General features: G+C 72.0%; 15 protein-coding genes. 8 read left to right on the top strand and 7 right to left on the bottom strand.

Translation table 11 applies throughout. The features are described from left to right. Nucleotides 1-9: 9 nt before the first annotated feature. Together Cco03nite_RS04710 and manD are read right to left on the bottom strand one after the other, a co-directional pair. Nucleotides 10-2,205: an alpha-glucuronidase gene (locus Cco03nite_RS04710; RefSeq protein ID WP_203688825.1), complete on the bottom strand. Its 2,196-nt coding sequence runs from the start codon at nt 2,203-2,205 to the stop codon at nt 10-12. After that, nucleotides 2,195-3,418, bottom strand: a complete 1,224-nt coding sequence (gene manD / locus Cco03nite_RS04705) for a D-mannonate dehydratase ManD (RefSeq protein ID WP_203688824.1) — start codon at nt 3,416-3,418, stop codon at nt 2,195-2,197. The genes Cco03nite_RS04710 and manD overlap by 11 nt, the downstream gene beginning before the upstream one ends. A 98-nt stretch (nt 3,419-3,516) precedes the next feature. Between manD and Cco03nite_RS04700 the strand changes: the two genes are divergently transcribed. Beyond that, on the top strand, nt 3,517-4,251 hold the full coding sequence (locus Cco03nite_RS04700; RefSeq protein WP_239167117.1) for a FadR/GntR family transcriptional regulator: 735 nt from the start codon (nt 3,517-3,519) through the stop codon (nt 4,249-4,251). A 26-nt stretch (nt 4,252-4,277) separates the two neighbouring features. On the opposite strand, the gene Cco03nite_RS04695 is transcribed toward Cco03nite_RS04700, so the two are convergent. Together Cco03nite_RS04695 and Cco03nite_RS04690 are read right to left on the bottom strand one after the other, a co-directional pair. Beyond that, on the bottom strand, nt 4,278-5,243 hold the full coding sequence (locus Cco03nite_RS04695) for an alpha/beta hydrolase (protein ID WP_203688822.1): 966 nt from the start codon (nt 5,241-5,243) through the stop codon (nt 4,278-4,280). Between the two features lie 72 nt (nt 5,244-5,315). Next, the gene (locus Cco03nite_RS04690; RefSeq protein WP_203688821.1) at nt 5,316-6,230 is read right to left on the bottom strand and encodes a LysR family transcriptional regulator; all 915 of its coding nucleotides are present in this window, start codon (nt 6,228-6,230) and stop codon (nt 5,316-5,318) included. A 154-nt stretch (nt 6,231-6,384) separates the two neighbouring features. Here Cco03nite_RS04690 and Cco03nite_RS04685 point away from each other — a divergent pair, with 154 nt between their 5' ends. The 3 genes from Cco03nite_RS04685 (at nt 6,385) to Cco03nite_RS04675 (ending at nt 7,929) form a co-directional block, all read left to right on the top strand. Beyond that, entirely contained in the window at nt 6,385-6,744 is a 360-nt protein-coding gene (locus Cco03nite_RS04685; RefSeq protein WP_203688820.1) for a DUF1801 domain-containing protein, read from the top strand. Further along, a complete protein-coding gene (locus Cco03nite_RS04680; protein WP_203688819.1) occupies nt 6,744-7,142 on the top strand; it encodes a VOC family protein in 399 nt (132 codons plus the stop codon). Before Cco03nite_RS04685 ends, Cco03nite_RS04680 begins: the two co-directional genes overlap by 1 nt. Nucleotides 7,143-7,299: 157 nt before the next feature. Next, nucleotides 7,300-7,929 carry a hypothetical protein gene (locus Cco03nite_RS04675; RefSeq protein ID WP_203688818.1) on the top strand — a complete coding sequence of 210 codons (630 nt, stop codon included), beginning with the start codon at nt 7,300-7,302 and terminating at the stop codon, nt 7,927-7,929. 3 nt (nt 7,930-7,932) lie between these two features. Here the strand turns inward: Cco03nite_RS04675 and Cco03nite_RS04670 are convergent, their stop codons facing one another. Continuing rightward, nucleotides 7,933-8,109, bottom strand: a complete 177-nt coding sequence (locus tag Cco03nite_RS04670) for a hypothetical protein (protein WP_203688817.1) — start codon at nt 8,107-8,109, stop codon at nt 7,933-7,935. A gap of 220 nt (nt 8,110-8,329) precedes the next feature. On the opposite strand from Cco03nite_RS04670, the gene Cco03nite_RS04665 reads away from it, so the two are divergent. From Cco03nite_RS04665 to Cco03nite_RS04655, 3 genes are all read left to right on the top strand, one after another. Continuing rightward, nucleotides 8,330-9,748 carry a hypothetical protein gene (locus tag Cco03nite_RS04665; RefSeq protein ID WP_203688816.1) on the top strand — a complete coding sequence of 473 codons (1,419 nt, stop codon included), beginning with the start codon at nt 8,330-8,332 and terminating at the stop codon, nt 9,746-9,748. A gap of 114 nt (nt 9,749-9,862) precedes the next feature. Next, complete coding sequence (locus Cco03nite_RS04660; protein WP_203688815.1) at nt 9,863-11,110, top strand: AAA family ATPase; 1,248 nt, start codon at nt 9,863-9,865, stop codon at nt 11,108-11,110. After that, nucleotides 11,107-12,321: a vWA domain-containing protein gene (locus Cco03nite_RS04655; RefSeq protein ID WP_239167116.1), complete on the top strand. Its 1,215-nt coding sequence runs from the start codon at nt 11,107-11,109 to the stop codon at nt 12,319-12,321. The genes Cco03nite_RS04660 and Cco03nite_RS04655 overlap by 4 nt, the downstream gene beginning before the upstream one ends. Nucleotides 12,322-12,407: 86 nt before the next feature. Here the strand turns inward: Cco03nite_RS04655 and Cco03nite_RS04650 are convergent, their stop codons facing one another. Next, nucleotides 12,408-12,986: a DinB family protein gene (locus tag Cco03nite_RS04650; protein ID WP_203688814.1), complete on the bottom strand. Its 579-nt coding sequence runs from the start codon at nt 12,984-12,986 to the stop codon at nt 12,408-12,410. A 228-nt stretch (nt 12,987-13,214) separates the two neighbouring features. Here Cco03nite_RS04650 and Cco03nite_RS04645 point away from each other — a divergent pair, with 228 nt between their 5' ends. Continuing rightward, a complete protein-coding gene (locus Cco03nite_RS04645; RefSeq protein WP_203688813.1) occupies nt 13,215-13,649 on the top strand; it encodes a hypothetical protein in 435 nt (144 codons plus the stop codon). A 371-nt stretch (nt 13,650-14,020) separates the two neighbouring features. Here Cco03nite_RS04645 and Cco03nite_RS04640 read toward each other — a convergent pair whose 3' ends face one another. Further along, nucleotides 14,021-14,551, bottom strand: a complete 531-nt coding sequence (locus Cco03nite_RS04640; protein ID WP_203688812.1) for a hypothetical protein — start codon at nt 14,549-14,551, stop codon at nt 14,021-14,023. Nucleotides 14,552-14,918: the final 367 nt, after the last annotated feature.

Genomic DNA, 14,918 nt, shown 5'->3' with positions numbered 1-14,918 from the left:
GACCGTTGATCAGTGAATGCGGCGGCCGTGGGCGTCGGGAATGCCGGACTTGCGGTAGAAGTAGGTGTTGATCTGGTCGCGCCACTCCTGGGCACAGCGCAGCTGCTCATCGAGGCGCTCGCGGACCCGGGCGTCCACATCCGGGTCGACCAGTCCCGCGTCGCCCAGCCGCGCCCAGCTCGACCGCATCAGCGCCACCCGGTCCGCACCGTCGAAGTGCGTGTCGTAGATGTGCTGGACGACCGTCTTCCCGCTGTGCAGCACGTGGGTGTAGGGGACGTGATGGAAGAACAGCAGCAGCTCGTCGGGGCATGAGGCGGGCGACTCGTAGACGTCCGACCAGGGTTTCGGGTACTGGCCGGTGAAGCCGGTGCCGGTGGCGCGGGTGCGGTCGACGCCGATGCCGTCGCGGTCGGCGAAGTGGTAGGTGCCCCACGGGGTGTACTCGTAGCCGTCGACGTCGGGGCCGTAGTGGCTGCCCGGCCGGACCATGAACCCGACGCCCAGCGGTGCGGTGTAGGACTCGTAGACCTGCCACGAGCCGTCCATGACCTTGTGCACGGTGCGCCGGAGCAGGTCGGGGTCGGCGGTCGCGGCCGGGGTGAAGGTCAGCTCGATCCATTCGTCGAGCAGCGCGGCCGGGTCGAGCAGCGGGTTCCAGGCGAGGCGGCCGAAGGCGTACAGGTTGGCCTGGGCGAGCGGGTGGCCGGTCCAGAACGGGTCGTCGCCGACGTTGGACACGGCGACCAGGCCGCCCTGCCCGGACGGCCGCCGGCCGGGTTCGGCCCGCTCGTCGCCGTGGGCTGCCCCGGACGCGACCTCGGCGACGGTCGGCCGCGTCGCGCCCCAGGGCGTGAACGACAGCACCTCGCTCCACATCGGGCCCAGATAGCACACGTGCCGCTGCTGACCGGTGTACTCCTGGGTGACCTGCAATTCCACGGCCAGGTGCGTGCCTGGCATGGCGGCGATCACGGGGGACACCGGCTCGCGGGTCTGGAAGTCGATCGGGCCGTGCTTGACCTGGAGGACCACGTTGCCCGCGAAGTGGCCGTCGAGCGGCGCGAAGTGGTCGTGGGCGGCGCGGGCCCGGTCGGTGGAGCGGTCGCGCCAGTCCTGGTGGTGGTTGTAGACGAAGGCGCGCCAGTGCACGACGCCGCCGTGCGGTTCCAGCGCGGCCGCGAGCGTGTTCGCGCCCTCGGCGTGGGTGCGGCCGTACCCGAACGGGCCGGGCTGGCCCTCCGAGTCGGCCTTGACGACGTAGCCGCCGAAGTCGGGGATCGCCGCGTACACCCGCCGGGTCGTCTCGGCCCACCAGGTGCGCACGCCGGGGTCGAGCGGGTCGGCGGTGGGCAGGCCGCCGAGCGCGACGGGGGAGTTGAAGTTCACCGACAGGTGCACCCGGACGTGGTACGGCCGCAGCACGCCGGCGAGCGCCGCGACGTCGTCGAGCCGGTCGGTGAGCAGGTGTGCCTCGGTGGCGTGCACGTTGACGTTGTTGACGGTGACCGCGTTGACGCCGATCGACGCCAGCAGCCGGGCGTAGGCGCGGACCCGGTCCAGGTCACCGGTCAGCCCGCCGTCGCGCCAGAAGATCGAGCCGCCGGAGTAGCCGCGTTCGACCTGGCCCATCACCGGGTGGGTGTCGATGTTGTCCCAGTGGTTCAGCATCCGCCGCGCCGACACCGGGTGGTGCACGTCGATCGGCAGCGCCGCGCCAAACGCCGCCTCGCCGAGCCGGACCAGGTGGAACAGCCCGTAGAGCAGCCCCGCCGGGCCGTCGGCCAGGAGCACGGTGACGCCCTCGCGCCGGGCGAGCACGAAACCCTCCGTGCCGAGCGACCCGCGTCCCACCCGCCGGTCGACCTCGGCCAGCACCATGGCCGCCGGGCCGGGCAGGTCGTCCGCGCCCGTCAACGCCGACACGAGGTCGAACCCGGCACCTGCCCGGATCGATGCATCGTCGCTGTCGCTGTCGCTGTCGCTGTCGCTGTCGCTGTCGCTGCCGCGGGTGCCGGTGTCGGCCTGCTGCGGTCGTGCGGGCTGGTGGCGCAGGGTGCCGCCGTGCCGGTCCGCGGCTCGGGCGAGTTCCCGCACGACGGTCTGCGCGAGCGGCCCGTCGGCGCGGACCAGGACGCGGCGGGAGCCGACGGGCCGCCACGCCTCGTCGGGCAGCCACGCCGGATGGACCGCGTCACCAGTCATGGACGGTGCCGTCCTTGAGGCGGTTGACCGGCAGGTACGCGGCCACGTACGGGAAGCGGGCGGCGGCCTGCTCGTCGAGTTCGACGCCGAGGCCGGGCTGCTCACCGGGGTGCAGGTAGCCGTCGGTGAAGGTGAACGACTGCCGGAACACCTCGTCGGTCAGCGGGCTGTGCTGCATGTACTCCTGGATGCCGAAGTTGTGGATGGCCAGGTCCAGGTGCAGGGCGGCGGCCATGCCGACGGGGGAGATGTCGGTCGGCCCGTGGATGCCCGACTTGATCTGGTACTGCGCCGCGAAGTCGAGCAGCTTGCGCATGGCGGTGATGCCGCCGGTGTGGGTGACCGCGCTGCGCACGTAGTCGATGAGCTGCTCGCGGATCAGCGTCTGGTAGTCCCAGACGGTGTTGAAGACCTCACCGATGGCCAGCGGCGTCGTGGTGTGCTGCCGGACCAGGCGCAGCGCCTCCTGGTTCTCGGCCGGGGTGCAGTCCTCCAGCCAGAACAGGTCGTAGGGCTCCAGGTCCTTGCCGAGCCGCGCGGCCTGGATCGGGGTCATCCGGTGGTGGCCGTCGTGCAGCAGCGGCAGCTCGGGCCCGAACTCGCTGCGCACGGCCTCGAACACGCCGGGCAGGTGGCGCAGGTAGGCGCGGGTGTCCCAGTCCTCCTCGACCGGCAGCGGGGTGCGCTGGGCGGGCTCGTAGTCGTAGCGTTCGCCCTCGGTCTGCGCGGCGACGCCGTAGACCGCGTTGATGCCGGGCACCGACGTCTGGATGCGGATCGACTTGAAGCCCAGCGCGAGGTGCTTGCGTACGGAGTCGAACAGCTCGGGCAGGTCGCGGCCGGAGGCGTGCCCATACGCCATGATCCCGTTGCGGGACGCGCCGCCGAGCAGCTGGTACAGCGGCATCCCGGCGGCCTTGGCCTTGATGTCCCACAGGGCGACGTCGACGGCGGCGATGGCGGCCATGGTGACCGGGCCGCGCCGCCAGTAGGCCGAGCGGTACAGGTACTGCCAGGTGTCCTCGATGCGGTGGGCGTCGCGGCCGATGAGCAGCGGCACGACGTGGTCGGTCAGGTAGGAGGCGACGGACAGCTCGCGGCCGTTGAGCGTGCCGTCGCCCAGGCCGGTGATCCCGTCCTCCGTCGTGATCTTCAACGTGACGAAGTTGCGGCTGGGGCTGGTGACGATGACTTCCGCGGCGACGATCTTCACGGGGCGCCCTTTCAGGACGGTGCAGGTCCGACCAGCGATGCTAGGCTCATAAATCAGACGTAATCAAGGCCAGTCCACAAACTGGTATGTTGTATGGGATGGACACCCCGCCCGCCGCGTCCCGGCTGCATGCCCGCGTGCTCGACGAGCTCGGCGTCGCGATCTGCGGCGGCACGATCCCGCCCGGCACCGTGCTCTACGTCGACGAGCTGGTCGAGCGGTGCGCCGTGTCGCGGTCGGTGGTCCGCGAGGTGCTGCGGGTGCTGGCCTCGATGGGCCTGGTCGAGGCGCGCCGCCGGGTCGGCACCCGGATCCGTCCCGCCGCCGACTGGAACGTCTTCGACCCGCAGGTCATCCGCTGGCGGCTCGCCTCCGACCAGCGGCTGGCGCAACTGCGCTCGCTGACCGAACTGCGTACCGCCGTCGAGCCGCAGGCGGCCCTGCTCGCCGCCCACCGGGCGTCCTCCGCCGATGCCGCCGACCTGGTCGCGCTCGCCGCGAAGCTGTGGGCCGCGGCCGAATCCGGCGACGAGGCGGGTTTCCTGGCCGCCGACATAGAGTTCCACCGGCGGGTCCTGCTGCACTCCGGCAACGAGATGTTCGCCGGTCTGCACGAACTGGTCGCCGAGTCGCTGACCGGCCGCCACCACTACCACCTCATGCCGCAGCACCCCGACCGGCGGGCGCTCACGCTGCACGCCGACGTAGCCCAGGCGATCCAGCGCCGCGACGCCGACCGCGCCCGCGACGCGATGACCGCCCTCACCCGGCAGATCCACGACGAACTACCCGAGGTCGAAGGAAGGGCACCTTCACAACGCTCCGCGTTGTAGAAGGTGCCCTTCCGAACATGTGCCGGTCAGATGCCGCTGAGGGTCTGGGTGACGCCGGAGGCGAGCAGGGCGTCGTAGTACGCGCCGCCGGGGTAGTGAGTGGCGGTCGTCGTGCCGGCGACGCCGTCGACGGCCCAGGCGACAGCCAGGGACTGGAGGGCGGCGACGTTCTGCGCCTGCGGGGTGCCCGAGGTCAGCGTGCACAGGCCGTCGGTGCTGGCGCCCTCGGCGTCGCAGTGGCACCCGGTGCTCAGCCGTACGCCGAGGAACGGGCGGGGCACGTCGTTCGTCAGCTCGACGGTGCCGCTGGCGTTGCTGTTGGCCAGGTACGGCGGCGACGAGATCGTGTACATCGGCAGGGAGGTGGTCTTCAGGCCGTTGAAGGCGTTGGCCATGCTCTGCCCGACCGGCGACTTCACCGGGTCGAGCAGCACCAGCGCCTTCACCTTGGCGAACTGGGACGCGTACGACGTGCGCAGCCGGTTGGCGACGTAGGAGACGACCTCGCCGCCCGCGGAGTGCCCCGACAGCACGTAGCTGGTCGGCAGGGCCAGCCCGGCGCGCCCGGCCCGGGTGCGCGCGTCGGCGAAGCTGCGGCCGAGCTTGTCGGTGCCGTCCGTGGCCTTGCCGAGCAGGTCGGCGACGTTGTCGAGGAAGTCGGTGTTGTTGCCGATGTTGTTGACCGTGCACCCGTAGAGGTTGGCCGAGGGCAGCGTGGGCGCGAAGACCACGAAGCCCGCGGTGGCGTAGTGCTCGGCCAGGTCCTGCACGTTGCCGTTGCTGCGGGAGAAGCCGTGCTGCAGGTAGACCAGGCCGCGCGGGGCGCCGGCCGGGAAGTACCAGTCGGCGTTGGCCTTCATGGTGTAGAACGCGCAGCGGATGTCGACGGTGTTGCTGACCTCGACGACGCCGGGGGCGGCCGACGCCGCGGCCGGGGCGGTGAGGAAGGTGGCGGCCAGGGCCAGGGCCAGGGCGGCTCTGCGGAACGACATGGTGCCTCCGGTTTCCCTTAGTGAAACAGCGTTTCCCTTAGGGAAGATTAAGGAGGTCGATACCCGGGCAGGTCAAGGTCTTGGATGTGCCAAATTGGACGAAGCCGGGGTGTTGGCGTCCGCGGCGGCCCGGACGAACTCGCGTACCCGGGCGGTGGTGTTGGACTCCAGCCACACCGGCCCCCGCTCGATCGGCGGCGCGTCGGAGATCGGCACGTACGCGATGTCCGGCCGCGGGTGGTAGTGCCGTGTCTGCTCGCCGACCGGCAGCACGCCGCGGCCCAGCGCGACCAGCGACAGCATCTCCGAGAACGTCCGGCCCGACGGCCCCTTCGGCACCGGCCGCCCCGACGGCGTGTGCTCGGGCGTGCGGTCGCGCTTGAACTCCGCCGACGTCACCGCCGGATACTGGACCACCGGATGGTCGCCGAGCACCTCCAGCGGCACCGACTCCCGCCCCGCCAGCGGGTGCGCCGCGGCCACCGCCAGCACCCGCCGCTCCACCATCAGCGCCGGACCGCGCGCCATGCCGTCGAACGGGTACGCCGCGACCAGGATGTCGATCGAGCCGTCCAGCAGGCTCGCCCGCGAGTTGTACAGCTGCACCTCGTGCACCTCGACCTCGCACTCGGGAAACCGCGAGGTGAACAGGTTGACCGCCTTGAGCAGCACCGGCGCGAGGTACTCGCCGAGGAACGCCACCCGCAGCCGCCCCGCCACACCCCGCCCGGCGTCTACGGCCCGGCGCAGCGCCTCGTCCAGCTGCGCCACCAGCGGGGCGAGGTCGTCGGCTAGCTGCCGGCCGATCGGCGTGAGCCGCACGACCCGGCTGGTGCGCTCGAACAGCGGTGCGCCGACGCGCCGCTCCAGCTTCTTGACCACGTGGCTGATCCGGCCGGTCGTCACACCCAGGCGCTGCGCCGTACGGCCGAAATGCAGTTCTTCGGCCAGCGTCAGGAACGTCTCCAGCTCGTGCCGCTCCAGCATGCCGCCTCCGGTTCGTTGAATTCGAGTAAACGATCGTAGTCCGATCATGGCTTGGTCGGACCCGCCGGATGGCGAATCGTAAGAGGTGTCACCGGCCCCCCGGACAGACCGGGAGCAAGGCCCGCCCCGACCCTTCTCGAACGAGGAATCCACCATGACGACGAACATCACCGACTACCTGAGCGGCCTCGACGCCGCGCTGCGGGAGATCGGCGAGCAGGCCCGGCCGGTCATCGACGCCGCCCTGCCCGACGCCGGCAGCGCGATGTGGCACGGCCACCCCGTGTGGGGCCTCGGCGACGTTCCCGGCCGCCGGCCGATCTGCCTGCTGAAGGCGTACACCTCCTATGTCACCTTCGGCCTGTGGCGCGGCCAGGAGATCACCGACCCGTCCGGCCGGCTCGAACCCGGCGCCCGGCAGATGGCCTCGGTGAAGCTGCGCTCGGCCGCCGACGTCGACCCCGTCCTGTTCGCCGGCTGGCTGCGCCAGGCCCGCGCCCTGGAGGCGAACTGATGCGGGTCAAGGCCTTCGACCACCTGGTCCTCAACGTCACCGACGTCGAGCGTGCGCTGCAGTTCTACTGCGGGCTGCTCGGCCTCGAACCGGTCCGGGTCGAGCAGTGGCGCGCCGGGCAGGTCGGCTTCCCGTCCGTGCGGGTCACCGCCGACACCATCATCGACCTGGTACGGCGGCCCCGCGGCGAGTCGAACGTCGACCACCTCTGCCTGGTCGTCGACCCCCTCGACTGGCACGCCGTCATCGCCTCCGGCGTGTTCACCGTCCTGGAGGGACCGGTGCAGCGCTTCGGTGCCCGAGGCACCGCCACCTCCCTTTACGTCCAGGACCCCGACCACAACACCGTCGAGCTGCGCTGGTATCCCGCCGACGCTGAACCCCAGCCCGTTGCCTGACCCTCCCCGCCTGCCCGCTCCGTGCCCGCGGCGCAACCACCCGACGGACCCTCACCGGCGGCTGCGCGCTCGGGCCGGGCTGGTGCGGGACCACCGGAATCGCCGGGAACCGGCTACGCTTCGCGCCGTTCGGCGGCACGGCCATGGGAGGTCGGACGTGGGAACCAGCTACGAGAATCTGCTCCTGATCGGTGAACCTGAGCAGGTGCGCGCGGCGGCGGTCGCGGCCGGGTCGGACGGCTGGCTCGTGCCCGCCGGCCCTGGGCGGGTGGCGCTGCTGCCGCGAGAAGACCGCTGGGACGTCGCGGACGTGGCCGCGCCCGCCTCGCGGCTGAGCGCCGCACTCGGCACACCTGCCCTCACGAACGAGGTCATCGACTCCGACGCGGTCGTGATGACCGTCTACCAGGACGGCCGCGCGGTACACCGGTACGTCTCCGACGAGGCGGTGCTCGTCGACTGGTTCATCGACGACGACGGCAACGCCATGTTCCGGATCGGCGACGTCGAACACCCCGCGGATGCCGCCCACCCGACCGGGCCGTCGGGTGCGGATCCAGAGGTCTTCGCGCCTTTCGGTGTCGGTGTGGTGGACCGGGAACGGCTCGCCGCCGTCCTGCGCGGCGAGCCCGTCGACGGAGAGCGGCTGCGGGCTGACGACCAGCACCACAGGATCATCGAGGCGCTGCACCTCGACCCGGTCGCACTCACCACGGCGTTTCGGGGGTTCCTGGACGGCGACCTGCCCGGTGCGGTCAGGGTCCGGCCGGACGCGCCCCCGATCTGAGCCTCACCGGTCGGCAGGTCCTGCCAGGGACACGGTCGCGACCAGGCAGTCCAGGAAGTGCGCGGCCGGCGTGGCCGGCTCGCCCGGGGTGACCGCCCAGATCCGTCGCGGCGGGGGTGCCGGGCGCAGCGGCCGGACGACGACCCCGGGCACCGGACTGATCAGCGCTGACGCCGGCATGTACCGGCAGCTGCTGTCCGCCGCGCGGGGAACTGGCCGAGCAGGGCACCTTCACGTACGCCGACGACCAGGTCAGCCAGCACGACCTCAACGACATCTTCCGGGGCCGGGTCCGGTGAACCCGGCGGACCTGACAACGGCGGCGCGGCGTTGTACGCTTCCCCGCGATGACTACCTTCTCGATCAGATCGGGGGTCCCGTCCGCAAAAGGTGAGTGCTGATGCGCTCCTTGACTGCGACGACGGATACCCGTCTTGCCCTGTGGCTGCGCGTGCGCGAGTTCGCCGTGCCGCCCTCGATGGTCGAAAGTGCGACCACCCGCCGGGCCGCCGGTGACTGGGCCGGGGCTTGCGCCGCCGCACGTGTCGACGTCGATCTGAATCTGCGCGCCGTGGCGCGCGAGCACGGCCCGGAGTTCGCCGCGCGGGTCCGTGACGATCTCCGCCATCTCGCCCCTGACCTGCTGCGCTGGCACATGCCCAGGGTCGCCCCGGACGGACTGCTGCGCCCGGGACTGACCATCTCCCTGGCCCGCTACGACCTGGCCGGGGACCCGGTGCACCTGGTCGCCCGCACCGCGCCCGCCTGGGCCGACGCCGGGCAGCGGATCAGCCTCGCGCTGTGGGACGCCTCCGGGACCGGCCGGGTGCCGTACCTGCATCCCCATCCGCACCCCGACCGGCGGTTCCGGCTCGACCTGCACCGCCACCTGTGGGACGCACGCCGGTCCGGCGAACTGGCCCACCGGTCCGGAGCAGACGATCCGGCCGGCCTCGACGGACTGCCCGATCCGGACAGCCGACCCGACGTCGGCCTCACCGGCGGTGCTCGGCCGCCGACCGGCGTTCCGGAGGAGATCGGGTGCGCCGTGCACCGGTGGGCCGCGGAGGCGGAGCTGCTGCACGCCGCCGAAGGCCGGTCCGGTGGTGCGGTCACGGTGCGGCTCGACAGCCGGCACCGCTTCACGGTGGACGTCGGCGGCCCGCCGGGCGCGTTGCCGCGGATCACGGCTGTGCCGTCCCGGGACCGCTCGCGGGCCACGCTGCTGCTGCCCGACGCCGCGACCTGGCTGCCGCCCGACCTGGAGCTGCTCCGGCACGGCCTCATCGACGCCGACGGGCTGCACCCGCTCGTCGCGGCGGCGCTCGTGCCGGACCGCCCGCGGCCCACCCCGCGGACCGCCGACGACGCAGGCGGCACGCGGTACGTCGACTGCCGCGGAGCCCGGCACCGGATCGCCCTCGTGGACGGGGTCCTCACCGCGCTCGACCACGACCCGGTCGAGGTCCGCCGCGAGGAACTGCTGACCGCGTTGGGCGGCCCGCCGCTGCCCTGCCTGCGTGCCGTCGACGAGACACACCGGGCTCCGGAGTGCCTGGTCGACGTCCGCGCCCGCCTGGACCACGGCGACGCCGCAGGCGCGCTGGCGGCAGTCGAAGGCCTGCTCGGCCCGGACGTGCTGCTGCGCAGCGGCGCGCTGCGCGACGAGCTGGAGGCGGCGGCACAGGGCCGGATAACGCACGGGCTGTTCCGGGCGGGCCTGGCCGGGCTCGGTCGCGGCCCCGCTTCCCGGGACGAGCGGAGCCGCCTGACCCGCGGCGCCGTCCGGACCCGCCCGCGCCACGCCTCGGGCCGCTGAACCCGGCCTCCGGCTCGTGACCCCGGTCGCCCATCCGCCGTCGCGGAACGGGTGCCCCCATCGCGTCATCCCACCGGCCGCACCGCGGCCCCGCATACCCGAAGGTGATCGAACATGACCCTGCACGCCACTTCCGCAGACCGCCTCGCCGACCCCGCAGTGCCGCAGCTCGACGTCGCCGCCGAGCTGCTCGCGCTGCTCGGCGACACCACCACCGAGCCGCGCCCCGACACGCAACTGGAGGCGCTGACCCTGGCCGTCGCCGCCGACCTGCCGGTGCTGCTGTGGGGCGAGCCGGGGATCGGCAAGACCGCCGCCCTGACCCAGCTCGCCGAGTCCCTCGACCTGCCGCTGACCACGGTCATCGCCAGCGTGCACGAACCGTCGGACTTCTCCGGCCTGCCCGTCGTCGGCGACGACCCCGCCGTGCAGGGCGTGCCCATGGCGCCGCCGGACTGGGCCGTACGCCTGGTGCGGGCCGGGCGGGGGCTGCTGTTCCTCGACGAGCTGTCCACCGCGCCGCCGGCCGTGCAGGCCGCGCTGCTGCGGCTCGTGCTCGAACGCCGGGTCGGGGCGCTGACGCTGCCGCCCGGGGTCCGGATCGTGGCCGCCGCGAACCCGCGCTCGTCGGCCGCCGACGGCTGGGAACTCAGCGCGCCGCTGGCCAACCGGTTCGTCCACCTGCAGTGGACCCACGACCATGACGTCGTGGTACGCGGCCTCGGCGGGACCTGGCCGAGGACGTCGCTGCCGCGGCTCGACCAAAGGCTGCTCAGCGACGCCGTGGCCTACGCCCGCCGGGCCGTGTGCGGCCTGCTGGCGGCCCGCCCCGCGCTCGTGCACCGGCTGCCGAACAGCGAGACCCGCCGCGGCGGGGCCTGGCCGTCGCCGCGCAGCTGGGACATGACGCTGCGGCTGATCGCCTTCGCCACCGCGGCGGGCGCCTCGCGGGAGGTGCTGTCCCTGCTGGTCCGCGGCACCGTCGGCGACGGCCCCGGGCTGGAGCTGCTGGCGAGCCTGGACAGACTCGACCTGCCGGACCCCGAGACGCTGCTGGCCGACCCCGCGTCCGCGGTCCTGCCCGAGCGGGGCGACCTGCGCCAGGCGGTGCTCGACGGCGTCGTCGAGGCGGTCCGCAACCGGCCCGACCAGTCCCGTTGGGACGCGGCCTGGGCCGTGCTGGTCCGCGCCCTGGAGACCGGCGCGCCGGACCTGGTCGTCGTGCCCGCGGCGACGCTCGCCGCCCTGCGCGACGACGGCTGGACCGTGCCCGCGCAGATCGAGCGGCTCGCCGGGGTCGTGGCCCTGTCCCGGCAGGCCGACCTGGCCGCCGAGCGCACCCCCGTCGGCGCCGGCCGATGAGCATGGACACCGAGAAGCTGTACGCCGCCCGCCTGCACGCCGCCCGCGTCCGGCCGTACCTGGCGACGGCGCTGTTCGCGCTGCACGTCGTGGTGTCGCGGCGGGTGCCGACGATGGCCGTGGACCGGCACTGGCGCTGCTACGTCTCACCGGGCTTCGTGGACCGGACCCCGCTCGAAGAACTCGCCGGGGTATGGGTCCACGAAGTCTCCCACCTGCTGCGCGACCACCACCGGCGCGGCAACAGGGTCGCGGCCGAACGCGGCCTGACCGGCCCGGGCGAGCGCCTGCGCATCAACATCGCCGCCGACTGCGAGATCAACGACGACGTGTACGGCGACGGGCTGGCGCGTCCCGCCGACGCCGTCGACCCGGCACTGCTCGGCCTGGCCGACGGCGAGCTGATGGAGGACTACCTGCGGCAGTTCGGCCTCGGTCCGCGTACCCAGAACCTGGTCTGGCTCGACTGCGGCAGCGGCGCCGACGGGCTGGACCGCGAATGGGACCTGGGGCCGTGCGGCGCGCACGGGCTCGACGAGCAGGAGCAGGACGCGGTCCGGTTCCGGGTGGCGCAGGGCGTCACCGGAGCCCCCGGCACCGCCCCGAGGAGCTGGCAGCGGTGGGCGGAAGAGGTGTTCCACCCGCCGCAGGCGTGGCGCGACCTGCTCGGCGCGGCGGTCCGTTCGGCGGCGACCGCCTCCGGCGCGGGCGACGACTACACCTACGGCCGGCCGTCGCGCCGGTCCGCGGGCCTGCCCGGAGTCGTCCTGCCGAGCCTGCGGCGCAGGCCGCCCCGGGTCGCCGTGGTCATCGACACCTCCCGGTCGGTCAGCGACGCCGAACTGGGCAGCGCGCTGCTGGAGGTCACCGCCATCGCCCGCGCGCTCGGCGGGCGGCGTGACCTGGTCACGGTGCTGTCCTGCGACGCGGCGGCCGGGGTCGCGTACGCGCTGTGCCGGGCCGAAGGCATCCCGCTGACCGGCGGCGGGGGCACCGACCTGCGGGAGGGGTTCGCCAAGGCGCTGCGCCTGAACCCGCGCCCGGACGTCGTCGTCGCGCTCACCGACGGCCAGACCCCCTGGCCCGAGACGCAGCCGCCGTGCCGGACGGTGGTGGGACTGTTCCCCCGGGCGAGCCGCTGGAGCGAGGACGACGAGGAGTACGTGCCGGACACGCCACCGGACTGGGCGCGAGTGGTCACCATCGGCTGACCCCCGGACACGGCGTGCCGCGTCCGGGGGTCAGCTCTCGCCTTCCTCCAGCCCGAGACTGCCGGGCAGCCCTTCGATGTACGCGCTCAGGACTCGAGTGCGGCGGCCGCTCGGGCGGCCTGCTCGACGACGGCGTGGTACGCCTCGCGGGCCGCAGGGTCGGTCTGCTCCAGCTGCCCGGCCGCCATCCCGGTCCGGCCGTCGAGCCCCTCCCGCAGGATGTCGGCGTGTCCGGCGTGCCGGGTGGTGTCCTTGAAGACGTGAACCATGATGCCGAACAGCTTCACGTCCGGGTGTGACCACCACGGCACGTGGCCGGGGGTGTCGAGGGGGAGTGCGGCGATCGTCCTGTCGGCGTGCTCGCAGGCGCGCTGGTAGAAGGCGATGATCTGCTCCCGGGTCTCGGTCGCGGTGACCCACAGGTCGCTGCCGTCGGCGTCCTGCCACCGGCCGAGCGGCTCCGGGAACGGGCGGTCGAAGACGGCGCCGAAGTACCAGGCCTCCAGAGTGGCCATGTGCTTGACCAGGCCGAGGAGGTTGGTTCCGGTCGGCGTCAGCGGGCGGCGGACGTCGTACTCGGGCAGGCCGTCGAGCTTCCAGACCAGCGACGTGCGTACCCGCCGCAGCTCGCCGTGCAGGTACTCTTTCGCGAACTCATCGATCATGGAAGAAGAGCCTGCCAGCCGTCGGTGCCGAGCTCAACCCACACTCGGCGACGCGTGCGTGGGCGGTACCTTGGCGGCGTGCCGTACGCGGGATCGAGGACCAAGGACACCGGCACGTGGCTGCTGCCCGCCGACGAGAACGCTTTCGACCGCCTCCTCCGGGAGCGCATCGAGCTCATAGCCTGGCGCTGCTCGCACCCTGGTCCTGTCGGCCTCCATCCGACTCACATGCATCCGACTCTCGCCGAAGCGATGGCCTGCGGCAGTGTGCAGGCGTTTCTCCACCTGCCGTTCGGTGCGGCACTGCCGCAGACGGTGACCTTGGCGAACGGTGTCCGGCCGCCGGCGGGTCCACCGACCGAGGCGACCGTCCAGCTGCTCAGGGCAAGGATCCGGAACGGCCACGACGGGCGGTCCTTCGAGGCCGGCCGGCTGGCTGTGCGCTGGTACGAGAACGAAGTCAGTCCGGAGACGCACCGGACACTGGTCGGGCAGACCAGGCAGATCTGGTCGGCGCTGACCGCCGCGACCCGGCTGGTGCGGGTCGACGGGAGGGAGAAGCCCCTGTTCGGCTTCCGCATCGGCCAGGCCGCGGAAGCGATGATCCGGGAGACGGGCGGGCAGCTCGCCGTGTCGGGTGTGCTGCGGTTCCGGCTGCGTTAAGGCGCATGGCCGGCTTGCGATTCGCGTACGGGGCAAGCAAGGATCTTGGCGGCACGCGCGCTGAATGCCGGCGAGTCGGCGGGTTCAGTCGACACTCCCGCGCTTGGTCGGCATGGCTAGCATTTGCGCGCACCCCCCGACGGGACCGCGTCTCACCACCGGAGGTTTTGTGGCCACCTGGGCGCAACTGGCGAGCACGGAGCTGCTCGCGGCAGGCAATCCCTCCAAGAACCCGCTCGTTGGGCTCTTGCTATGCGTAGTGCTCGTGGCGGCTGCGGTCGGAATGCTTGTCTACGCAACCCGTGGTGACCGCCGTTAGGCCGGATCTGGTTGCGCAACCGTCTCCACGTACGAATCCGGCAGCCCGCGACTCACTCGGCGTCGATTGGTTCGACCTCTTCGGCGGTGGTCATTTCCCAACTCCAAGCTGAGTTGAGCTGAAGCTTAGGCAGCCCTGCCACGCCTCGTGCGGCATCCAGATACTGTGCAGATAGACGGCCGATTGTCAGGCGTTCGCGGCGGAAGTCGGCACGCGACCACTCTTGCTCCCTCGCGCGTGCGCAGAGACGATCAACTTCGCGATCGAGGGAAAGCACCAGATCAGTTAGTCTCGGCGAGGAAACCAGGATGACGGAGTACATTGCGCTGTTCCACATGCTTGTCGCATCGTGGTAGAGCGAGAGCGCCGTTTCCGCCTCCTTGGAAGTCTTGTCTCCCATGAAAGCGATCTCCCTCAGTCGGCGGATGACCACCTGAAGTGCGCTAACTAGTTCGGCGCTGGCCTTGATCTGAGCGTCACGTTGCCATTTAACGCGTTCTTTGCGATCCGAGGCTATAGAAACGAAGAGTCCACCGGCGATCGCCAGGATGCCGCCAACAATCGAGCCAAGGATCGCGTCCATGTGGCGAGTGTGGCTGTCCTGCGCAACGTTCGCCTCCGAGTCCATCGATGACGATCGCATATGGTGATCTCCTTGCGGCGGCGGTCTCAGACCACGTCGAGGGTTCTCGGTGCCGGTGGACTGCGTTTCCGCGACCTCCGCCACTCGTACGCGACATGGCTGATCTCCAGCGGCGTGCGCGTCAAAGAACGTTCAGAAGGTCATGGGACACGAGCAGGCATCAACGAACCGGTACACGCACCACTCTGGCGAGCACGCCAGCCGGGTGCGGAGCGCCTTCGCTGACTTCTCGCTGACTTCGCAACTCAAGACAACTCACAGAACGGCGAAAGCCCCTCCGAAGAGGGGCTCTAACCTGGTGTTCTTG

It is taken from the genome of Catellatospora coxensis, assembly GCF_016862635.1.
Taxonomy (GTDB): domain Bacteria; phylum Actinomycetota; class Actinomycetes; order Mycobacteriales; family Micromonosporaceae; genus Catellatospora; species Catellatospora coxensis.
This window is presented reverse-complemented; position numbering and strand designations above follow the sequence as displayed.